Source organism: Tolypothrix sp. VBCCA 56010, from assembly GCF_050875635.1.
Taxonomy (GTDB): Bacteria; Cyanobacteriota; Cyanobacteriia; order Cyanobacteriales; family Nostocaceae; genus Hassallia.
This window is the reverse complement of sequence record NZ_JBPAOH010000016.1, coordinates 24,251-46,903: the sequence shown is the minus strand read 5'-3', so window position 1 is coordinate 46,903 and position 22,653 is coordinate 24,251. Positions and strand designations below refer to the sequence as shown.

The 22,653-nt window shown below is 45.9% G+C and carries 13 protein-coding genes and 1 CRISPR repeat array (1 of these 14 running past the window's edge); of the genes, 1 reads left to right on the top strand and 12 read right to left on the bottom strand.

All coding sequences use genetic code 11. The annotated features are described in order from the left end of the window. Positions 1 to 941: a CRISPR direct-repeat array (repeat unit 36 nt; unit sequence GTTTCCATCCCCGTTAGGGGTAAGTGGTTTGTAAAG); it reaches 1,473 nt to the left of the window's first position. 212 nt (positions 942 to 1,153) lie between these two features. After that, positions 1,154 to 2,269, bottom strand: a complete 1,116-nt coding sequence (gene cas6, locus AABK37_RS08045) for a CRISPR-associated endoribonuclease Cas6 (protein WP_432551065.1) — start codon at positions 2,267 to 2,269, stop codon at positions 1,154 to 1,156. 261 nt (positions 2,270 to 2,530) lie between these two features. Between cas6 and AABK37_RS08040 the strand changes: the two genes are divergently transcribed. Next, positions 2,531 to 2,635 (top strand): hypothetical protein, encoded by a 105-nt coding sequence (locus AABK37_RS08040; RefSeq protein ID WP_432551064.1) that lies wholly within the window; start codon positions 2,531 to 2,533, stop codon positions 2,633 to 2,635. Between the two features lie 299 nt (positions 2,636 to 2,934). On the opposite strand, the gene AABK37_RS08035 is transcribed toward AABK37_RS08040, so the two are convergent. The 11 genes from AABK37_RS08035 to AABK37_RS07985 form a co-directional block, all read right to left on the bottom strand. Then, entirely contained in the window at positions 2,935 to 5,670 is a 2,736-nt protein-coding gene (locus AABK37_RS08035; protein ID WP_432551063.1) for a CHAT domain-containing protein, read from the bottom strand. Beyond that, a complete protein-coding gene (locus AABK37_RS08030) occupies positions 5,625 to 7,394 on the bottom strand; it encodes a ShlB/FhaC/HecB family hemolysin secretion/activation protein (protein WP_432551091.1) in 1,770 nt (589 codons plus the stop codon). Before AABK37_RS08030 ends, AABK37_RS08035 begins: the two co-directional genes overlap by 46 nt. Then, a complete protein-coding gene (locus tag AABK37_RS08025) occupies positions 7,384 to 10,479 on the bottom strand; it encodes a filamentous hemagglutinin N-terminal domain-containing protein (protein ID WP_432551062.1) in 3,096 nt (1,031 codons plus the stop codon). Before AABK37_RS08025 ends, AABK37_RS08030 begins: the two co-directional genes overlap by 11 nt. Before the next feature lie 303 nt (positions 10,480 to 10,782). Continuing rightward, positions 10,783 to 11,877, bottom strand: a complete 1,095-nt coding sequence (locus AABK37_RS08020; RefSeq protein ID WP_432551061.1) for a cyclic nucleotide-binding domain-containing protein — start codon at positions 11,875 to 11,877, stop codon at positions 10,783 to 10,785. Between the two features lie 330 nt (positions 11,878 to 12,207). Further along, positions 12,208 to 13,374: a DUF7005 family protein gene (locus AABK37_RS08015; protein WP_432551060.1), complete on the bottom strand. Its 1,167-nt coding sequence runs from the start codon at positions 13,372 to 13,374 to the stop codon at positions 12,208 to 12,210. Next, positions 13,371 to 14,183, bottom strand: coding sequence for a MinD/ParA family ATP-binding protein (locus AABK37_RS08010; RefSeq protein ID WP_432551059.1), 813 nt, complete (start codon positions 14,181 to 14,183; stop codon positions 13,371 to 13,373). Before AABK37_RS08010 ends, AABK37_RS08015 begins: the two co-directional genes overlap by 4 nt. Before the next feature lie 77 nt (positions 14,184 to 14,260). Further along, on the bottom strand, positions 14,261 to 14,386 hold the full coding sequence (locus tag AABK37_RS08005; RefSeq protein WP_432551058.1) for a hypothetical protein: 126 nt from the start codon (positions 14,384 to 14,386) through the stop codon (positions 14,261 to 14,263). 18 nt (positions 14,387 to 14,404) lie between these two features. Continuing rightward, a complete protein-coding gene (locus AABK37_RS08000; protein WP_432551057.1) occupies positions 14,405 to 17,020 on the bottom strand; it encodes a hypothetical protein in 2,616 nt (871 codons plus the stop codon). A 675-nt stretch (positions 17,021 to 17,695) separates the two neighbouring features. Next, positions 17,696 to 19,147: a cache domain-containing protein gene (locus AABK37_RS07995; RefSeq protein WP_432551056.1), complete on the bottom strand. Its 1,452-nt coding sequence runs from the start codon at positions 19,145 to 19,147 to the stop codon at positions 17,696 to 17,698. Next, a complete protein-coding gene (locus AABK37_RS07990) occupies positions 19,125 to 19,307 on the bottom strand; it encodes a hypothetical protein (RefSeq protein ID WP_432551055.1) in 183 nt (60 codons plus the stop codon). Before AABK37_RS07990 ends, AABK37_RS07995 begins: the two co-directional genes overlap by 23 nt. A 15-nt stretch (positions 19,308 to 19,322) precedes the next feature. After that, complete coding sequence (locus AABK37_RS07985) at positions 19,323 to 22,589, bottom strand: type 2 lanthipeptide synthetase LanM family protein (RefSeq protein WP_432551054.1); 3,267 nt, start codon at positions 22,587 to 22,589, stop codon at positions 19,323 to 19,325. Positions 22,590 to 22,653 lie beyond the last annotated feature (64 nt).

The window sequence follows — 22,653 nt, the reverse complement described above, 5'->3', positions numbered from 1 at the left end:
TACGCTCTCGCTTAACTCTGTGTTATGTTTCCATCCCCGTTAGGGGTAAGTGGTTTGTAAAGTTTATGTAACTCAAAATACGCAAGGCGGCACTCGGAAAGTTTCCATCCCCGTTAGGGGTAAGTGGTTTGTAAAGTACCGATATCAATTTACGTCCTGGACAAGTTCAAAAGAAGTTTCCATCCCCGTTAGGGGTAAGTGGTTTGTAAAGAAATGGATACAGCGTTTGCGGGTGACACTTTATTGTTTCCATCCCCGTTAGGGGTAAGTGGTTTGTAAAGTTAATTTACAACCTGGATCAGTTGCCCCTAACGTTTCCATCCCCGTTAGGGGTAAGTGGTTTGTAAAGTCTCCGAAGGTTACTCCCAAAGAGTTCCTTCTGAACAACGTTTCCATCCCCGTTAGGGGTAAGTGGTTTGTAAAGGAATAAGGAGCTTGATAATGCAAGTTTGGCTATTAAGTTTCCATCCCCGTTAGGGGTAAGTGGTTTGTAAAGCACAATATCAGAAGCCGAGTCGCCAGGTGCATTGGGCAGTTTCCATCCCCGTTAGGGGTAAGTGGTTTGTAAAGGGAATTAATATTCAAAGACAGCAGATTACCATTGATGTTTCCATCCCCGTTAGGGGTAAGTGGTTTGTAAAGCAGTGCAGACCTCGTGTTACAGACCTTCTGCCACACAGCGTTTCCATCCCCGTTAGGGGTAAGTGGTTTGTAAAGGTTAACCAAAGTGGAGACGGAACAAACAATGCTACGGTTTCCATCCCCGTTAGGGGTAAGTGGTTTGTAAAGAGAAGTTTTTGGCGCAACTGATTACTGTGTTGAGAACGTTTCCATCCCCGTTAGGGGTAAGTGGTTTGTAAAGTTGCCTTTGCCATTCTGATGATCCCAATAACTACTGTTGGATCGTTTCCATCCCCGTTAGGGGTAAGTGGTTTGTAAAGAGTTCACCTTTGGAACCATTGCTGTGATTGTGTTTGAGATACCCTAATCGACACCACTCTGAAAAATTACAAAAAATTTCCAAAAGTTAGCCGATTTCGCAGCCTGGAAACCTTGCTACATAAAGCATCGACACCACTCAACGGAATTATGCGGTTTTCAAGGTTCTGGCGACTGGTGTCGATTTATCGATACATTTTTGAATTATAAGTATTTAATCCTCTTGTTTCAACGCCCGTCGCGCTAATTTAACATAAGTTTTCACCGTTTCATAAGGCATCCCCAAATCTTGCGCTACCACTTGCAACGATTCTCCCATTTCTCGCCGTGCTAAAATTGTCGCCCATTTAGTTGCAATCTCATCCGCGCGATCGCCCCCAGTACGTTTGCGTTGTAGCTTAAAAATTTCTGCTAAATCTTCAATCCGTTTTGCCAACACACTTTCCACATCCGGTACATCGTGCAAAACTTCGGATGACCAACCTAACCGCGTTTGTCCCAACCCAAAGGTAGTTTTATGACCGGTACCGCAGTAAGGTGCGAGTTTCCCCAAAGCATAAAATAACTGTTGAAACTCCGCCTGTTTAGATCCTTCCTTAGTTAAACTAAACTCAATTGCCCCAGTAAAACCTGTCACCGCGCCTTTTTTACCCGCTAGTACCTTCGCGGTTGTTATCTGACAACGATTTATCAACACACAATCATCTACCCAAGCCAGGAAAGCATCTTGGTCAACAATTATCCCAGAAAAGTCATTCCAGCGTCGCAAGTAGCTGTGGAAGATATTAACTGGTACTGGGAGCGGGAAGTGATGACCTTTGCGGCGAAAACTTGTAGGACTCAAGAATTTTAAGCTGACAGTATTGCCATGCTCAGAATTTAGCAGTTCGGCATAAGTTGTGGGAGGATGAATAATATCGCAAGAATTTATCTTTAAAGGTGCATCGCGTAAGTCAACTACACTGGGCAAGTTTTCCACCCACTCAAGCATCCACCTTTGGACTCGACTTGATAAAGCTGTGACAGACCAGCGGTAAGTAGTGCTAGCAGATAATTGTATTTGTCTGCCGCTACTAATTATCTCTCCATCTAAAGCAGAGATAGTAAAAGGTTTTTCCGATTCCCCATCGTGGAGGTAAGCAGAAAGTTCCGCGTCAAGCGATCGCGCTTGGTTGAGAAACCAAGCATGGAGTCCAATAGTATACTGCGGGTAAAGGTAAGCATCTTTTTCGGGGATTAACTCAAACTCCAAGCCGATTAACTCTGTATTTGGCGACCATGTAAGCACAGAAGATGATGTAGTTAGCTTTTTTTGAATGCGTCGAGGCATGGTAGCATTTAAGCTATGTTTTTTGCATCTTATCAAGTTTTCATCCCCTGATGGGGATTTAATCAGTCAATAGTATTAGTAGGCGATCGCATTCGTCCCGGTATGCGCTCGTTACCCTCTGGAGAAAGCAAGTTATAGCACAAGCCTTGGTGCTGCCGGACATCAACAGATGATAAAACCTAGACACCAAAAGACTTTTCACCCAGTCCCCAGTCCCTAGTCCCCAGTCCCCTGCTATACATCTTTGGTTGTATCGAGGTTTTGAAATCAGCACCAAACACAATACCCCCGCTGAATTTGTATGTCAAATCTTGCGTTTCAATGGGTTCGGGTTTGTCTAGCAGTGCAGCTGCGGTGCAAGTGTAGCTTTGGTTGCAGCAGGTGAGGGGAAAGCGATCGCAACTGATATCCTTGAACAATACAACCAAGCTGGTTACAGTGGACGAATTTTGGTTTTTTGTTTGGGATTGAGTGATGCAGCCTAAAGTTGTTTTTGGAAACGCCAAAGAAGAAGGCGCAAATCGTGGGGGTGGGTGAGAAATGCTAAAGGGGAGGTTGTACTCACGGCTTATGCGCCCACCGTCACGCCTCGCAGTTCCTGGCTTACTCCTGCTTCTTGTCCCAAGAAACCCGGTTTCTTAGAGAAACCGGGTTTCTGGCGCAGGTTACAACCAATTCCCCACCAGAACATAAGGCGCCCAGTTTGATGGAGTTTTGTCCTTAGCAAAAACAGTGAGTTGGGCAAGCTGGAGGGCTTCGGCTTTATTTACCCCAGCCTTTAACTGTCGGTAAAACTCACTCATCACATCGGCGGTAAAGCGATCGTCCACTGACCACAATGTAGCTAATGTACTGCGTGCGCCCGCTCGCACAGCTATCCCAGCCAGTCCTAAGGCTGCTCGTTTGTCTCCAAGAGCAGTTTTGCAGGCACTGAGGACGAGTAATTCAATGCTCTTAGACTTGCTTTGGTCGCTTACTCGCAGTAAAGTATCAAATTCCTTAACCTTAACCAGTTTATCCGAGGTGAGAATAAAAGTTTTTTCCGGATCGGAACTAAATTCGCCGTGCGTCGCTAGGTGAACCACCGAGAAGAAAGTCGATCGCAACTGATTTTGCAGGTTCAATTCGGTAAACTTTTGATTTAACAGTTCTTCACTTCTAGGTATCTCAGTCTTGATTTCTTTTAATTCCCGTGGTACGTTTTCCAGTGCGGGAAATTCTCTGCCTTCGACTAAGCGTTTTTCGCTGACTCCAGCAGTTAAAGCGTTTAACTGTATTTTTTGCAAAGGTTTGGGGTCGAGAAGTTGCAAACCAGGAGTTAAGGCGATCGCATATTTCTCTAACAAATATTTCTGCTGCTGTTTATCGTAAAGAACCCCCATCGGGATATTCCGCAACTCACCATCGAGTACAAACACTAAGGTTTTTATCCCACTTTTAGCTAACTCTGCTTCTGCTGGTCGAATTAACCAGTCATATATCTGTTGCGATCGCTGCTGAACCCGAACTGTCCCGCTGACATCTAGTAAGTTTGTCCTCAAATCTGCTATAATGCCTTCCACATCCTTTTGGGCTATTACAGTCTTGTAGTAGCGCAAGTCTTGATTAGGCAACTTGAGAATAACCTCTATGCGGTCTGGCAAAATAATCGGATAGATAACTGCTGCTCGTTGGTCTTTTTTGTCAACCACTGGGTCAAGTTCTTGCGTAAGATTTAAACAAGCTGACCGAAAGAAGTTATCCAGTTCTGCCAATTGCAGAGATTCAATTACATCACGAGCAAGCTTTAGATTGTCTTGATTGATACCGGATTGGGGAAAGCGCAAAAGCAATTCAACTAACTCTCGATACACCGGTTCGACATTTTCCCGAAAGGAAAACTGAACGTCTGGATTGATAGCAACTAAATCCCGACGCAGAGATTGCAGGGTTTTATAAGCTACATTGTAGGATGCGATCGCGCCTTTAATATCTCCCTTTTTGTTCAGCAAACGTCCCAACTGCCATTGCCATTGATAAGCAATGTCCGATGCATTAATAGTCTGCGCTTTGAACAAAGCTTTCTCAGTGAGGTTTTGAGCATCAGATAACTGCCCCGTTTTTTCATACAACTCACCAAGAGTACCTTCAGCATAAGATTCTGCTCGCTGGTCTTGCAAGAACACCGCCTGCTTGACAGCGGTGGATAATTGTTGGGCAATATCCAGCCATGAGGGGGTATCTGTCCTGGTTTCTGTTCTTACTTGTGTTAAAATTTTTGCAAATATAATCCGACTATATACTGAAGTTCTGCTGGGGGGCAAGTTGCTAATTTCTGATTTAATTTGGGATGACAACGCTAATGCATCTTTCAACCTATGAAAATCTTCCTTGTTCTCCAAAAGTAGGCTAAGTAAATTTAGGTGAGCCTGAATGCGTATAATAGAGGAAACAGATGTAGCAGCCTGCTGGTAGTACTCTGAAGCCGCTTTAGTGTCTTGCTGGGCACGGGCTGTGTTGCCTAAACTGAGTTGAGCAAGTGCGATCGCTTCCAGCGGGGCTTTGCCCATCGCATTTTCAGATTGCACTCGCTGTGCCACTGCTAAACTTTTCCCTAACACCAGCCGCGATACACTTAAATCACCCACGACTCGGCGGACATTGCCGAGACTACGCAATCCTGTGGCTACAATAGGTGAGTCTGGAAGGCTTGTAAGAGTTTGCTGCACCTCGGTTAAAATCTTGTTAGCTTGAACATAAAGCCCCAAAGCTTGCATTGCTTGTGCAGAGTTAATTTGGTTACGAGTTAATGCAGCAGTATCGCCTATTTGCTGATAAATATCAGCGGATTTTTGCCAGGTAGTTAAAGCTGCTGACGCTTGTCCTTGTGTTAATTGTAACCTTCCTTGCACATCTAAGGCTTGTGCGAGAATTTGCGATCGCTCACCGGAAGTACCTGTATTTTCCCCGCTTTGTAATATTTGCAGACTTTGGGCGTGAAGCGAAGCTATCGCATTGCGAATCGCTTTGTTAGCTTCCGTCCACTGTCCAAGTTCAAAGAAGGTGAGGGAAAGATTGCTCAGAGTCATCGCTTCCCTTAATTTATCCCCAGAGGCTCTATACGCAGTAACTGCTTGTTGCAATACTTTAACCGCCTCAGCAAACTGTGCCGCATCGTATAAGATTTTACCCTGTTCCACTAGACTTTCAGTCTGAGATGAGCTACTTGTCATTTGCACGGCAGGAGCTTTCGCCAGAACAGGTGATACTACCATAAATGCAGTTATCAGCGCCAATAGTCCGCCAACCAAAAATTGACGGGTAAACGTATTTCGTAGTAAGCACTGAAGTGCTTCTTTAAGCGCTGAAGCGTTTACTACAAATTGTAAAGTATGGAAAAATACACGCCGTTTTCTTGCCATGTTCTTTCCCTCGAATCAACATATACTAAAGGAATACCCCAATCAACACGAGCAGTAAAGCGATCGCTCTGACGCCACTGCAAACCCAAACCGACGGATGCCAAAGTGTTAACCTCCGGATTTTGTCTACCTGAGTTCCAAGCGCTACCCACATCCACAAACGGAACAACTTGCAAAACTCCCTGCCACTGGGGAATGCGTAAAATTGGGTACTGAAGTTCTGCGGTAGCGAATACACCATTATCTGTAAGTAAAAAATCTTGGCGGTATCCCCGAACACTTCCCAAACCGCCCAAGCCAAACTGCTCTATTGGCAAAAGCGATCGGTCTGCTAGTTGCATATTCGCACGTATTAATACTAAAGTATCTTCAGCTAAAAGACGCACCCATTGCGCTTGTCCCTGCCAAGAAAAAAAGCGACTATCGGGAGGGTTTGCATTAATTGTGGCATCGAATGCACCGATGCCAAAGTTGAACGCAGAACGAGCGGCGATAACTTCACGGCTGTTGCGACTCGTCCATTCTTGAAAAAATTGCAACGATGAAACGCGAGTGCGTCCTTGTTCATCAGCCCCAGGCGAAAGTTCAGTTGGGAGAAGCCCAAATTCCTCTCGAAAGAGCAACGAGGAGATATCACTTTCGCGTCGAGAAGCCGTTAAACCAAGGGCGAATTCTTGGGTGGGAGTCTGGACTATTGGCTGGCGAAATGTCAAATCATAATAGCGGGAAGCTGATTCAATATCTAAGATGTTGAAAGGACGTTCAATAACATTGCTGGATGTGTTAGCATAGTTAAATGTTAACGTGCCATTGCGCGGATTAAGGGGTAATGTGTAACTAGCATCGAAGGAGTTGCTGCCATCGGTGTTGGTGTAGCCGACGGTTAAATTATCCCCCAGCCCTAATAAATTTGCTTCATTGATTTGAAGGCGGCGGCGGAAACTGCCAACGCTAGGCGATCGCCCATTATCCAAGGCTATTTGAGTATTGAAGGACTTAGCCTCCCTCACCCGAACTGATAGTATACTTGTACCAGGACGGGAGCCAGCGGACAGTTCGGCAGACAAGTTTTGAATCAAAGGATTTTGTTGCAGTAGTTGCAGTGCTTGTAATAGGCGATCGCGATTAAAAGGCGGTGATGTAGCTAGAGCTAAACGGCTGCGTACATAATTGCGGTTTAACCGCCCGGTACCAGTTACGAGTATGTCTTCTAAACCACCTTCGACCACCTGGATTTTGACTACACCGCTGGTAAGGGTTTGAGGTGGAATATAGGCTCCAGAAGTAATGTAACCTTTTTTGATGTATAATTCGCTAATTGCGTCACGAGCTTGTAACAGTTGTGTAAATGCGATCGGTTTGTTGGTGAAGGGCGCAAGTACTTTCGCTAACTCTTCGCGGCTAAATACAGTGCTGCCAACAACTTCAAAGCGTTTAACAGTGAAGGTTTCCGAAACGCTTGGGATTTGTTCGTTGGGTGTGGGAACTGGGTTATCAGGTCGAAGTAAGTCGGATGGTGGGGGAAGTGGCGCTGGTGGTTGCGGTGGTGGTGATGGTGGCGCTGAGGGTGGCAGGACATCCTGCGGCGGAGGGATTTGTTGATTCGGTAGTTGTGCTGCATCCATTTGCGCTTTCAACGGTTTAGTTATCAGGCTGCTGAGTAAGATAAATAAACTCACCAGCAACCAGGACACTGCAAAACTACAAGGATATTTACGAACCATGACAAAAAGCTGGAGTTTGCCAGGAATTATGCGGAATAGCTGTGGGTGCATAAGCCGTGAGTACAACCTCCCCTTTAGCATTTCTCACCCATCCTTGCGCTTCCACAATCGGTGCTGGTGTCGGGCTAATTGTTTTTGAAACATTTGTACTAACGCGGTTTTCACCCCTTGGTTTGAGTGTTACCCAATCTACTTGAACAGCGTCAGGAGTGAGAAGTTCAGTTCTGGGATTAGGTGGTAAGCCACCGCGTCCGGTAATAATAAAACTACTTTGATTTTGTGCTGTACGCGGTTGACAGAGTTGGGACACTTCAGTGTCAAGTAGTACGGTGGGTAAGTTGACTAATCCGCGATTGGGGTCGATTTCGGGTGTGTTGATTTCGACTGTGCCGTTTACCCCAAACTGGGAACTAGCGGTGATGTCGCTTGTTTGTGGGTTCTGTTTTTCTTGCAATTGAGTGCCGTAGACACCAAAAGCGTTGATTTGGACGTTGCCACCAGATCCTGTGTAAGCGTTCGCGGTGATATCACTATTTTCAGTAGGGACAGCAACAACAAAGCCATTAGAGGCATTTATGACGATGTTACCGCCATCTCCACCAGCCTGTTCAGTCCCAGCAGTCGTGGAGATTTCGCTGCCACGACGCAAGAGTAATAAGTCTCGGACTCTCAAGGTAATGTTTCCACCATTACCAGATGTAGTTATAGCTTGGATAAGAGCCTGATTATTTAGCCGGATAGAGTTCGAGCCAACCTCGATGTTTCCGGCAGCCCCCTGTCCAAAGCTGCTGGCAGACAGTGCAGCGCGATTTGTGACAGACAGCGACCCAGTAGTAACTCTGATATTACCCCCATTTCCTACTCCTTTAGAGTTTACCGTGCTATATACTCCACTGGATAATCCATTGCTCCCTACACCATTAAAGGAGATGCTATCTTGTGCTGTAATCGTCACATTGCCTGCATCTCCTTTACCACCTGTGGCAGTAGATATTTGAGCACCATTAGTCAATTTGAAAAACCCAGTTGTGACATTGATGTTACCCCCCTTACCGACTGCTCCTGGGATTACCGCACTTAATGCTACAGTGGGGTTTCCATCGCTATTTACCCCATCAAAGGACACTGTATCGCGAGCAGTAATCGTCACGTTGCCTGCATCCCCCTGTCCAGCAGTGCTGGCACTCAGTCGGGCACCATCACTTAAAAAGAGAGACCCTGATGTGATAGTGATGTTGCCACTATTCCCTATGACTTGTGGGGAGACGAGGCTGCCAATTCCACTAAACAATCCATCATTTACCCCGCTAATAGTGACAGTATCGCGGACATTAATATTCACGTTCCCAGCATTTCCTTGTCCAGGGGGGAGTCCGTCTTCGGCTCCACGCACGAGGGTCTGCAATTGACCGCCATTGGTCAAGGAGAGCGAATCAGCAGAGACAGTGATGATACCCCCATTGCCGACTGCTCCAGCTTGCACCGTGCTGAATGCAGCACTGCCAAGACCGTCAAAGGAAACGGCATCACGGGCATTAATAGTCACATTGCCTGCATCTCCCTGTCCACGAGTGCTGGCACTCAGTTTAGCGCTATTGGTTACCGAGAGTGACCCAGCAGTAATATTAATGCTACCTCCATTGCCCACAGCCCCATATCTCACTTGACTGGCTGCCGCACTGGGGAATCCATCACTATCCACCCCGTCAAAAAAGACGGTATCACGGGCATTTATATTTACACTGCCCGCATTCCCCCGACCACGAGTGTTGGTAACCAGTTCAGCGCCATTTTTTACCGAAAGTGAACTAGTTGTGATATTGATACCCCCACCATTGCCCTCGGCTCCAAGTTGCACAATGCTTGATGCCCCACTTTTAAGCTTATCGCTACTCACTCCATCAAAGGAGACGGTATTGTGGGCATTGATATTTACACTGCCCGCATCCCCTTGTCCCAAGGTGACGGCATTCAATTGACCGCCATTAGTCAAAGCAACAGACCCAGTTGTGATATTGATGTCGCCTCCCTTGCCCATAGCTCTAGGTAGCACCGCATTAGCAATAAAGCTGTCATTAAGGTTTATTGATCCTGTCGCATTAATTTCAACATTCCCTGCCACAAAGCCAATAGAACCCAACCCTGAATCTATCCCTGCTCGCAGGGTACTTTTTCCCGCCAGGTTCAAGTTCTGGGCATTGATGGCAATACTACCGCCACCACCAGCGCGTACATTCACTCCAGCGCGATTAGTAAGGAATACATCTGCTCGTTGTACTCCTTGGGGAAAACTCGAACTCAAATTATTATCAGTAAAATTCAGTCCTATCGTTCCCTGTGCTGCTAATCCTCCTAACTCCACTCGCCCACCAAAAGCATTCAATAAGCCACCATCCATGCTAATGTTGCCGCCAACTAGCAGCAAACTCCGACCATCTGGAACACGTAGACCAAATGTATTAAAGTTCTCGGAAGGTAATCTTGCTGATGCTACTGAGTTATTTTGAATCGGTGCGGCAATTTGATTGAAGAAAAAAGCTGAAGGATTTACCGTTAGTAGTTCAGGATTATTCGGATTCGTTGCACTAAAAAAGCCTTGATTGCCAAAGCCGATCGCCGACGCTGTCGTCCCTACAAACGAACCTCTGACATCCAAACTCGCATTCTGCCCAAAAATAATCCCTGACGGATTTATCAAAAACAGGTTGGCATTGCCCAATACACCGAGCTTTCCGAAAATTTCCGAACGATTACCCCCCGTCACTCGGCTCAAAATATTCTCAATGCCAGCAGGATTGGTAAAATAGGCTCCTCGTCCTTGCTCAATATTAAATTCCTGAAAACTGTGAAAGAGGTTTGCTCCTCGAATTGCCCCACCATCAATGCGATCGCTGTTGATACCATTGATATCAACGTTAGGTATCACAACAGAACTTTCAGCACCTAAGCTATTATCGGGTATCGGCTTTAGCTGGGCTAATGCACAATTCCCAAAAAAAGCGAATGTTTGCCACATGGCTGCGCCGATCGCACACAAGCTGGCAATACCTAAAAACCTCCGACCCCGATTATTTATCCTCGACATTGCACCCCTCCAAACCTAGCAGTTACTGGTGGTCGAAGAAACCTCTACTAATTCTCAGTTTCACAGGTGAGAGTTTATGCAAAACCTTGATTTTCTTTACAAAAATTCATTAATAAACTGGCGGCAGAAATGACCAAGCCCTAACAACAAACTTTGTCACAAGCCCCGTCCTTATGCAGTCCGATTGCATTGGTCTGTTAAACATACTTTTCGACCAATGCAATCTTCTTCCCACACCCTACACCCTTACCCCCCACACCCTTCTTGCTGACCGTCGAAGCGTTCCTCACTGCCGCATTTGATTCAACTTACTTTTAAACGTCCTTGCATCCAATCAAATCTTTTTCCAGCTAGCGCCATACGATCTAAAACATTGGAATCAAGTTCATCCTCATATTCAATATTTTCATTGAGTGGCTGACCTTTGCTATAAACCCGTCTGCCATAACCAAGCCGACTCAGCATTTCCTGCAATCTTAAGATAAGCATAATCGCGATCGCTCGATAAAAGCGGGATGCAAAACCAACATCATCAAGCAATTTTGCTGCCAGTTGCTGTCGAGAAATTGACAACACAAGCGAGTCTTCAAGCGCTTTGACTGTTGCAGAGGGCAAGCGGGCATCAATGAAGGGTGTTTCTCCGATAATTTCGCCTTTGGATAATCTGGCTATTTCTCGCTCTGAGATTTCGCCACCCTCTATAGCTGCAAAGGCACGAGCTAAAGGATTGCGCTCATCTTCAGAAATAGAAACTGACATTGTTCCACCCAGTATAATATACAGCGCATCCACTGGTCCCTGTTCGTGGATGAGTACAGTGTTAGCAGGTATTTTTTGCGGATTACCTGTAGCCATCATCCAATCGATGTCACTGTCATTCATTTCCCCTAACACACACAATACATCCTTCAGTGGCTGACCTTGTGCAAGGTTACTACGACTAAGCTGATTGATGATGCTTTGCAGTCTGTCTGAGAGCATAATAGCGATCGCACGATAAAAGCGCGAAGCAAAACCCACATCATCAAGCAATTTTGCTGCCAATTGCTGCTGGGGAATTGACATTACCAGCGACTTTTCAACAGCTTTAACAGTGGTGGTAGTTGGACGAGTACCTAAAAAAGGGATTTCTCCTACTACCTCACCGCTGGAAAGCCGCGCAATCTCTCTGCGTGAGGTTTCATTACCCTCGATTGCTGCAAAAGCACGAGCCAGAGGATTGTTGCCCGGTTGTGAGACAGTAACTGTTAAAATTCCCTCTAGTAGGATATGTAGGGAATCGGCGGCTTTTCCTTCTTGGACGAGTACGGTGTCTGCTGCTATTTCTCGCCGACGACCTGTAGCAATCATCCAATCGATGTCACTGTTACTCAATTCTTTAAGTAGAACTTCTGTCATAAGTCGATTTACCTATGTTTTTTAGGAGAATTTGAAGAAAAACGAACCGCAGAGGCGCACAGAGGAGGACACTTCCGTGCGGGGGTTCCCCCCCGTTAAGGAACGTGTCCGTCGCAGAGAAGAGAATGCAGCACTAGGCACATTGATGCCCCAGTACTTTTCGGATAAGAGTTGATCCCCCCGCCTGTGGCGACCCCCTTTAAAAGGCGGTTGGGGAACATAGCCCCCCTTTTTAAGGGGGGTTGGGGAATATAGCCCCCCTTTTTAAGGGGGGTTGGGAGGATCTGCAAGGAATAAACATCACTAACTGACAAGTATTGCTTTAATGCCTTATGCAGATATAGTTTTCTGCAACTCTTCTAAGGTTTGTTGGATGCGGAAGTTTGCCGACTTTGAAGCCAATTCTTCCAAGGTTAAGTGGGTTAAGGCAATCAACATCAAAGGTTGAATATTGGTGTCTCTTAACTCGCTTGCATGGTCGGTGTGAAAGCGCTGCAAATTTTCTGCGGCTGCCTTCACCAATGCCTGTAGAATTTTAAAAGCGCGATCGCAAAGCGGGGGTTGACCCCGGTAGTTTTGCATCCTGCCTCCTTCTCGGTAATGTGGAAACGACTCCAACCCCACAAAGCGTAAGAACCAGTCGGCTCGATAGTACCCCGTAGCGGCTACAATGCCTCTGTAGTCGGCAATTAGTTCGTCGAGGATATTATTTCGCATTGAGTCAAACAAGCGACGTGTGAAGTAGTGGGTACATTCATGTTCCAGCCGAATGGTTAGGGATAAGCGCTGCCATTCTAGTTCCTCAAGTCCCATGTCCTCGGCTGAAACGTCGCTATAGAAACCGTCACTCAAAATAATGAACCGATCCTGATAGAGCGTTTTTTGTGGTATAATATTGCGAAATTCTGCCGCCCAACTACTTTCGCAGTAATTACCATTTCTAGCTGACCATTGTTGGCGATAGCGGCGAATTCTGTCCCAGTTATTGAAACCAGCAACCATACAAGCTCCCATAGAAGCTGGGACTAGTTTGGGTTCATTTTGCATTGTGAGCGCTTGTACAAGAGTTACAAAGTCTTCTCGGTTTCCAGTCAGCAAAACCGGGATGGTTCCTGCCAAGCTTTGATGTATTATCAACTGGAGTTTCTCAGGCAGCGTAAGAATCAAACCAGTTGCTTCGGGTATATTATCCACGGTCACACCCTTACGGGTGGCAGAGCGATATGCTTCGGTTTGGCTGATGCCTTTGAGTATGGGAAATCGGAACTGCACCAGACGCTGTTTTAGTGCCTCAAATGCTCCTATAACTCTTGCTGCAACAGCGTACTCCTCCCAAACGGTAACATGGGCTTCGGGTGCAAGCGGAAACTTGACGGCATGTTTTAAACATTTGTGCGAGAAGAGATTTTGATTGTAAGCAAGCAGTTCCTCTGTTTGGGAGGCACTAGCACCATAGGAGGCAAGTACATTCCTGCGAAATTCCTGTTGGTTGCTCATAAGCGATCGCTTGCAATAAGTATTTTCTTTGTCTCACCCTCACCAACAATCTGTTCCGCAATTTCTTTCATCTTCTGACTGATGGGATGCCCAGAGTAGCGCAGGCAGAAAATACCTCGGCTCGCTAGCTGAATCATCTCTTCAGACAAAGGCAAAATACCAGCCACTGAGACGTTATAGGTTGTCTCCACTTGTTTTTGCAAGTCTGCAAAATCGAAGGCTGGTAGCACTTTATTGACCACCAACAGCATTTTAGGTACTTTCAGCTTGCGAGCTACATCCACCGTCACGGCTGTTCCTTGAAAGTCTTGGCTGTCTGGACGCAGAATAACAACTAGAACATTAGATATACCGATGGAAAGTAAGGTTTCTTCATTCAAACCTGGGTGAGTGTCAATTAACAGGTAGTCCAGATTCAGACAGCGGATGAGTTCCTGAAAGCCGTCATTGAGCCGAACTACGTCATACCCCTCGCGCAGAACTCTGGCAATTTCACCAGCTTTAATACTAGAGGGAATTAGGTAAACTTTGCCCTTAATCGTATTTGTTTCTCCCTGTGCTATGAGAGTAGGACTAACGTCGTAAGCAGTGTCTTTAATATTACAGCGTCCCCACAAATAATCATTCAGGGCACGATCCATTTTTTCTTCGTTTAGACCGAAAAGAACGTGAATTCCTGGCGATTGGATATCAGTATCGACAATACCTACCCGTTGCCCGTGTTGTGCCATAGTAGCGGCTAGGTTAGCAATCAAATTTGATTTGCCAGTTCCGCCACGGAAAGAGTGAACAGCTATAATTTGTGCCATATTTTACCTCAAAATTGTTAGTTGATGGGTGTTAGTTGTTAGTTGTTAGTTGTTAGTTGTTAGTAGGGAGTTAGGAATTAGGAATTAGGAATTAGGTAGTTAAGAATTATTACTCTCCTTGTCTCCTTGTCCCCTTGTCTCCTTGTCCCCTTGTCTCCTTGTCCTCCTTGTCTCCCTTGTCCTCCATCCCCCCATCCCCCCATCCCCCTACTCCCCACTCCCTACTCCCGACTTTCTACCCCTGGAAATGTGAATTTTAAAGAGCAAGCATCGCTGACCAGAGGTAGCAAAACTTTTCCGTTGGACAGTTTCAGGTCAAACTGCATATTCTTGTTTCCACTTTCGACTTCCACAAGTGCAGGTAGACTCTTGGAGTCTCCGCTAAAGTTGCTTTTGTGTGTCCACACTCTCAGTTCCTTTTCATGCTTGGTTGGTAAGCGGAAGATGGCATAACGCAGGGACGAAAGTGATGGAATTTCCACAGTGGCAGACTTAGTATGTTGCTCACCCCCGGCATATCCCAACCGCACCTCTGCCATCTTCGGTTGTCCACCAGCAGCGATCGCGAAGACGGATTGCCCTCCTGGGTACTGTCGTAGCTCTACTACCACACGGTTGGCGAAAGCTCCATAGCGTTTCATGATAAGAGTCGCTAAAAGCGATAGCAAGGCAACGCACAATGCACCGATCCGCGCTACAGGATTTTCCCAGATGAACAGACCGTGGAGGAGCAGAATCCCTAAAAATAGACTGTATATACCGACACTGAAAACCGGATGATTCAGAATTTTCAAAACCACTCCGGGCACGAGTTCGCCCTTGCGCCGACTGGAAACCAATAAAAGAATTGGAAAAATACCACCAACAAGAGAGTTACCGAGTACACCAGCAAATGCCAGTACGCTGGTAAAGGATTGCGTACCAGCAAGCAAAAGCCACTCAGTTAGTAGGAAGACTAACACTAACGGGCTGATGGATAACAAGAAACGACGCTGTTTCAGCAGCGTTGCCCAGAATTGTGTCAGCGCTTGCATATCAAGCTTATTAGTCTGACTTTGATTTTTAGGTGCAATATTAGCTACATCTGCCCTGAAATCTCCTTCGTAGGTTAGGAGCATTGGTGAGGTCAGTTGCAGACACGCATTATCTTCATTAGCCGATCGCACTTCTAGAGTCAGACGAGTATTCCACTTATCCAATGGAAACTGCCCAAATAGCTCTTTAATGTCCCAACGCTCAGTAACTGTTATCTCTTGATGATAAACTTTGCCGCTCGATTGGATATCTAGGCGAAACTTTGGCGCTTGTTCTTCCAGTCCCAAGTAGGTTATACCAATATGGGGAACACAATTGGGGTTGCCACAGGGGTGCAATATCAATGTTAAGAGCTTGCGAGGCAGCATCAAGATAGGTCGCGCTCTTGCAGGCAACCACTCCTTAGCTAAGTTGAGTAGGAGACTGGAACTACGCAGCCAAGCCATTCCCAACAAAAGGATGATTAAGACTGCTCCCAAAACTGTGACGATGGAACCAACCTCAGCAGCCAGTGGTTCCAGGACGGTGCCTGATTGCCCAACTAGTAACTGTGGTGCGATCGCTCCGTTGACAGCCAATACCCAGATGCAAAACAGCACAGTTAAAAAAGCAGTTCCCGCCACGCTACCCCAAATCAGTGAGGACGCGCTTTTGTCACGGGGGAGTATCAATTTGCCACATTCACCCACATATACATGTCCGAAGTAAAGCATCAGGCTAACACCGAGAATCCGCTGTAGCATCCAAGGTTGGAAAGGATGACCATCAAGGAAAGGTAAGTTGACATATAAAAGGTTGTCAAGTTGCACATGGCGGAATGCCAGCAATGACAGGATGAGAAGCAAACTAACGTTGATGGCTGCAAGCAATACCATCACCGCAACCGTGAAATTAAGCGATGTCCGCGACAGCAGGTATAATCCAGCGAAGAAAAGCAACACGGCACACAGTGCTGCTGGTATGTGTGTAAAGTTTGCCATAGTAGTTGACAAACCGATGTAGCAAGCCAAGGCTATGAGAAAAACACGGATACTTACGGCGACAGAGAATATAAATGAGCCAGCATATCCTAAGTAGTTGGATACTAATTGTTTGATAAAGACATTGCCGTAACGAAAGTCACCACTGCGACTAACAGCTTCAGCCATGCAAGCCATAGTTAGTATGTTAATGGTGCCGATGATGACCAGAAAGGCAACAGTAGCCAAGGGACCAACATCAGCTACAGCGATGGGCAAGGCTAAGAAAGCTTGGGGAAGACCTAGAGCAACGGTTACTGCATAGGCAAGCCAGAAAGGTGGCATTTCCTCCAGTCGTTGTGCGATCGCACTATTCTTCCAGCGCATTTGTTCGATTAGTGGCAGCTTAGATGCAAAGATTTTTTCTAGCTGTGTTCTGTACAAGCGCGAGTAACCCACCTGTACCGCTTTCTCATCCAAACCCAAAGCTGCCCGGATGTTAGGTACTGCTTGATAGGTAAAGGTGTATTTTTGGCTGAGAGCGTGGGCAATGGCGGCTTTTAGTCTAGGGTTTTCCGGTAGGAGAAGTGTCCATTGTCGGGCGTAGCGTTCGAGGTGTTGGATGGTAGGGTGGAGTGGTGGCGCATTCAAGAAAGCAAAGGCTTCTAGGAAAGCTAAATCGCGCTCCGACGCAGCTTGCTCGGTAAGGGAAAATTCCACACGCGATCGCGCTACTATCTGTGCTGTTCGACTCTCAATCAAAAACAGCAAAGTATTCGCTCGTTTTGCTGGTAAACCCGCTAATACTTCCTCACGCGATATCAGTTCATCGTCGGATGACATATTAATCACCTCCTGTCGGATACTGTAAAATCAAACTTTAAGTCAAAAGTCAAAAGGCAAAAGTCGCGCATTCAAAACAAAGCCTATTTCAAATGGTTGCTTTACTTACGCCACGCTGTAATAGTCCCCAGTCTCCAGTCCCCAGTCCCTAGTCCCTAGTCTTCTAAAGTGCCTAATAAGAAATCAAGCAAAATTCCGTAATAAATAACTATAAGAACTACTATGGTTCTTGCTGCTATCTCCAGATTGGACATTTGTTTAGCAGTAACAGCTTTAGCTTGTGTCAGAATTGGGGTAATGAAAACCATAATTGTTCTGTTTCTTCGTATTTGATAGTAATAGCGCTGTTCACAAAACTTAGGCATTGACAAAAATCTGATTATGTGGGTCAGACTTATTAAATTCCTTCTTTAATTAAATGCATTTCAAATCAACTTATGTACTTTTGAGATATAAATGGGAAGTTTTTGCGCTCATCTGACTATTGCCCAAGCGCACGTAAGTTGGCACTATATCGTTATGCATACAATAATCGATTTGTAAAGGGCGTAAGTCCTAGTTAAGTAGATTTTTTGCTTATTGCTGTCGGGCTTTATTAATTGCCGTATAGTGTGGAACTCGCCAAATTTTACAATGCACATTTTGGTTAATTTGTATAGTGCGTAACTCTTGGTTTCATTCAGCTAACTCGCGCGATCGCTCTTTGATGGATTGCACCTGGCTCTGCAATCGCTCATAGTATTGCGTCTCAGTTTCACCTGAGCTTACCGCTTGCTCTCTGAGCTTTTGGATCTTTTTGTGTAAGGAGCGAAAATGTTCATTCTCAGTAATTTCCACAAGGTCTTTTGCTCTTTTAGTTTCATCAATCTCAACTTTTAGATTGATTACCTGCTGTTTCAGGTTTTGCTCTCTAGCCCTAACCTCACGAGCCATGCGTAGAAAGACACGCACCAACCGCCCTATGTCGTCCTGAGTGCCAGATACAACAGTTAATTCCTGAGGATTGAAATTTTCCTGCTCTAGTGCTTGCGCTGCGGCAGTGAGGGCGCGAATCGGTCGGGAAATGCTCCGGGCTAGAAACAGCGCTATAATTGCCGTGATTCCCCCCACTACCAGCACGCTGGTGCCGTTCAGCCAGATCAAACGCTTCAAGGGTTCTTCAAATTTTTCTTTGGGTTGGCTGACTCCCAACACCCAAGGTTGCTTTTCCAAAGGTGCGAAGCCAACTATCCGGGGCATTTGATTTACCCCAAAACGATAGCTGGTATGACCGAGTTGTTTTGCCCTTACCATCACCTTCAACTCTGGAATATTCAAGCTTTTAATTTCATCAACACCATAACGTCTGTCGGTAACAACCTGCTTTTGCGTTTCTGGCGGTAAGGGGTTGAGGCTATGGTAGAGTCGGGATTTATCGGGATGGCTGATGATTACCCCATGCTGGTCAACAAGAAAGGCGTAGCTATCGGAGCCTACTTGCAATGTATTAACGATCGCCCAAATATCTTCTCCTTTGATTTTAAGTACCGTCACTCCGACAATCTCGCCATTATCAGAACGCACGGGGTTGGAGAGAAAAAGCCCAGGTCGAGATGTGGTTTGACCCACAAGGATGCTAGAGACGTAGGAGTTTCCTTGGATGCTAGAGCGAAAGTATTCGCGGAAGGCGTAGTTTTGACCAACGAATGTTGGATCGGTGGAAGCGAGACATTTACCTTTTCTATCAATGATAAAGACAGCATCAAACTCTGGGTTAGAGCGGAAGATGTTTGAGAGTGTCCATTGCACGTTGGAACGGAAGGCTGCTTGCTTTGCAGGCGTTTTTGAAGCCAGCAAACCCACCACATTGCGATCGCTGCTAACTTGAAATACATTAGCTTGAATATCGATAATTAGGCGATCGAGGCGACTGGCAGTACTAGCGGCTGACAACTCCAGTTTGCGGTATTCGCTTGCCTCCACACTTTCTAAGCTTTGTCGCAAATTGTAGTATGCGGTGAAGCTCATCGGTGCGATCGCAGCCACGAGCAATGCTGCCGAAAGTTTGGCAGCTAGAGACCAGGCAGGCGGGTAAAATAACCGATGTATAAGCTTCATTCTGATTTTAGATTGTTGGGCATTGGGCATTGGGCATTGGGCAATTGTTTAATGGGCATTGGGCATTGGGCATTGGGCAATTGTTTAATGGGCAATTGTTTAATGGGCAATTGTTTAATGGTAAAGGGGAATAAAAAGAAGTTTCAGATTTCCATGCCCCATGCCCCATGCCCCATGCCCCATGCCCCACTAACCAGTCTCTCATTCACTCCCACAGCAATACGGAAGGAAGTGATTCTGGATGCGCTAGCCTCAGTAGTTCATAACCGATGCCGGCGGTGCCTTGAAAGAAACCAGGATTGTAAACATCTCCCGGAAGTTCGGGAAACAGGTAAAAAGCACCGACTTGCTTTACTCTTGCGACAAGCCATGCCGCTTGTTTTTGCACAGTATTGCAAAGTTCTGGATGCGACAGCTTAGAGGCTGCTAGCAAAAGTACTTCGATCCTGCCAAAATTGCCGCAGCAGAGATGGTCGAGGTTCTGTAAACCAAACTGTTGAGTTGTGTTGATAGCGGCTGCAATTTCTTGCCGAATTTCTGGAGTATCGAGAATGGATAGACCCCCCAAACGAGCTAAACCAATGCCAGGAGCGCCGTGACACCAACTGGTCATAAATGTTGGTTTATTCTCCCTTACGTCTTGCCAATTTGCGGCGCTGGGGGAAAATAAACTGTGTTCGTAGGCGATCGCTTCTTCTGCTGCTTCCAGAAAAACTGTTTCTTGGGTGATTTTATACAATTGCAATAAAGCGTAGGCAATGCCCGCAGCACCATGAGAAAATCCCGTTGCTAACTTGCCTTCTAAAGTTGCCCAAGCTCTAAATCCAGAATCGCTCTTGGTGCGGTTAATCAGCAGGTGATAACCTAGGGCAGTGGCTCGATCTAGAACTGCTGGATCTGATGAAGCTTGGTACAAACTTAGTAATCCTAGTATTGCCCCGGCAGATCCGGATATTGTGTCAAAGGAGCGATCGCTTGCAATGCTTTCCTGAGTTATTAACGAGGCTCCACGGCTAGCAATATCTAGAAGTTGCGGTTCATCCAGAAACTGGCTAATTTTAACTAACGTATAAACGATAGACCCTAATCCAGTACTTCCACCGATACCGATTTGCTTGGTAAATTTACGCTGAAAATTCGGGTCTGTGTCCTGCAAGGTTTTTCTCAGGTCTTGCAAAGCGCTGAGTGCTAAATCTCGAAATTTTGCATCAGCAGTAATTTTTGCTAACGCTGCTAAAAATAAAGCAACTCCGCCAACACCATCATACAAGCTATAGCCCAAGGGCTGAAGTTGCATCCGTTCAGCAGACGGCAGGTATCCCATGCCAATCCAGGTAACACTACCGTCAGCAGCGTAAATTGCTCGTGCGTGCAGTTCTTTGGCAATCTCTACTGCTGACTGCACCAGTTGTGCTGGTGTCAAAGGAACAGTTGCATCCAAATCCAAATTAGTAGATGTTGCATCAGTAATTCCACGAGCGAGCCGCGAATAAAAAGAACCTCTAATAATTGCAATCTGCTGGGCTAAATCTGCGTTACTTAGCCGTCTGAGATGAGAAATCATTCGCTCATAGCTAGGTTCTTTAAAATATCCCTCAACTATCAAGTCAGGGTTGATACAGAGAGCATCACTGCTAGAGTCAGCGACAAAGTAAGGAATATCCATTTGTTCTAGAGCTTGGAGTTCGACTGCTAGCAGCGACCAGATAGAGGGTTTGCGATCGCATTTATGCGGGCGCTCTGCGCCATCGCCTGTCAAAAACGCCCGACTTAGCACATCAAGTTGAATGCTGCGGTCTATACCATGCTGTAGAAATTTTGGGTTGAGGGCTTTACCTAGAACATCAGCGTAGACTTGGGTATTGCGAAACAAAAACCGTACTTTCTGATGAGCTAAGGCAGCTAAAGGACTATCAATTGCCAAAAGCGTTTCTTTTCGCTCTCTCAAGAACTGATACATCTGCTGGAAACCATCTATAAGTTCATCAACATAATCATTTGGTGATAAAGTGATGCCATTGAGGAAAGGTGTATTCGCTTCGGCTGGCATTATCCCTGGCTCATACTCCAGTGCCATGTTGTCAGTATTAATGTTTTGCCACTTTTGCATTTGCACAGGGATTCCTTCGCCAACTCCCCCCAAACCACTAATGTCTTCAGCCTTCCCTCCTAGTCCAAATTCCCATCTCGGCAGTAGTCCAGTTCGCAGTACGGAGTCGAAAAATTGTTGATTTGCCTCGTATTGCGCTCCTCCCACTTCCTCTGTTTTGGGGTCAATCTCCTGAGCTACAGGCTGCAAAAGGGTTTCCAAGTCTACCAGCACCGGATGTTCGCCACTAGCAATCAGATTTTCCTGATGGCAATCATTACCTTGCAGCACATAGAGTAGACACAGAAGCATTCCAGCACGTTGGTAGTATCGCTGCGCTGCGGCTTCGTCTTCACAGGGCAAATGCTCTACAAACTCCATCCAGCCGTGAGTCTTGCAGTCGATAACTTTTACTAACTTGAACGGTAGCAAAACTTTTTGCTGATTGCACCAAGCTAGTAACTGAAAATACACAGCTTCCAAGCTCAAACCTCTGGGTTTGTATATCAGTTTCAATCCAGAGGCAAAGGTGAGAGCAATTACAGAGCGTCCCCTATTATGAAGATCGGAGAGATTTAATTGGATAGCAACGACCTGACCTGTATCTTCAAAGTTTTGCTGGATAGTTGGCAAATCTAATGCTAATCGCTGGAGAAATTCCGCTTTTTCCTCAACCCAGAGATCCATTGCCGTTGCTACCAACCGAGCTAAAACGCTGTACTTGTGGAAAAATGACAGTAGCTTGCCTGTTTTCAGGTCTTTGACAAAGGTTTGATACTGTTGATTAGAATTAAAACCTATGTCTTGTCCTCGTCCCCATAAGAGGGTGAAAGCGGATTGCTTGAGCGCTTTAAATAGTGAAAATTCAAGCTCTAGAGACTGGGTGCAAACAGACACTAACTGCAATAACAGTTGACGTTCCAGACGTATGTGAACTGCTGACGACAGCAGTTGCCAATTATCACCAACCTGTGCCATCAGTTTCTGCCGTGCTACATAAACAAACGGCAGATAAACTTCTTCAAAGGGAATTGGCTTTTCAGCATCCAGACAGCGAGAAGCATCTGCATAAACTGTTTCCCAGTCAGTTTGCAAAGCTGACTGCAAAGTTTCTGCCCAGACAGGGAGTTGTTTTACATCAGCGAGGCAAATAGATCCGAGAACATTACCGACAGCTTTAGAATCCAGATTATCCCAAGCAAGACGTTTGGCAAATTTTTCTGGGTTGTTTTGTGCGACAACCTGACACCACGCTTCTGAGCGAGAGATAATTAGCTTTTCGCTGGTTTGGGATTCATTCTTGATGAAGCACTTGTCCAATCTTTCACAGAGCGTACTAGCTTGCTCGACTATTTTGATTAAATCTTGCTGTGAAACTTCCATTTATATGCATTCCCTTTTAGTTGAACTTATATAATGTTTGTACCGATACTTAGTAACGAATTAA

Coding starts and splice junctions, on each gene's coding strand:
- cas6 (WP_432551065.1), bottom strand. CDS start 2,269: ATGCCTCGACGCATTCAAAAAAAGCTAACTACATCATCTTCTGTGCTT.
- AABK37_RS08035 (WP_432551063.1), bottom strand. CDS start 5,670: ATGGCAAGAAAACGGCGTGTATTTTTCCATACTTTACAATTTGTAGTA.
- AABK37_RS08030 (WP_432551091.1), bottom strand. CDS start 7,394: ATGGTTCGTAAATATCCTTGTAGTTTTGCAGTGTCCTGGTTGCTGGTG.
- AABK37_RS08025 (WP_432551062.1), bottom strand. CDS start 10,479: ATGTCGAGGATAAATAATCGGGGTCGGAGGTTTTTAGGTATTGCCAGC.
- AABK37_RS08020 (WP_432551061.1), bottom strand. CDS start 11,877: ATGACAGAAGTTCTACTTAAAGAATTGAGTAACAGTGACATCGATTGG.
- AABK37_RS08015 (WP_432551060.1), bottom strand. CDS start 13,374: ATGAGCAACCAACAGGAATTTCGCAGGAATGTACTTGCCTCCTATGGT.
- AABK37_RS08010 (WP_432551059.1), bottom strand. CDS start 14,183: ATGGCACAAATTATAGCTGTTCACTCTTTCCGTGGCGGAACTGGCAAA.
- AABK37_RS08005 (WP_432551058.1), bottom strand. CDS start 14,386: ATGGGGGGATGGGGGGATGGAGGACAAGGGAGACAAGGAGGACAAGGA.
- AABK37_RS08000 (WP_432551057.1), bottom strand. CDS start 17,020: ATGTCATCCGACGATGAACTGATATCGCGTGAGGAAGTATTAGCGGGT.
- AABK37_RS07995 (WP_432551056.1), bottom strand. CDS start 19,147: ATGCCCAATGCCCAACAATCTAAAATCAGAATGAAGCTTATACATCGG.
- AABK37_RS07985 (WP_432551054.1), bottom strand. CDS start 22,589: ATGGAAGTTTCACAGCAAGATTTAATCAAAATAGTCGAGCAAGCTAGT.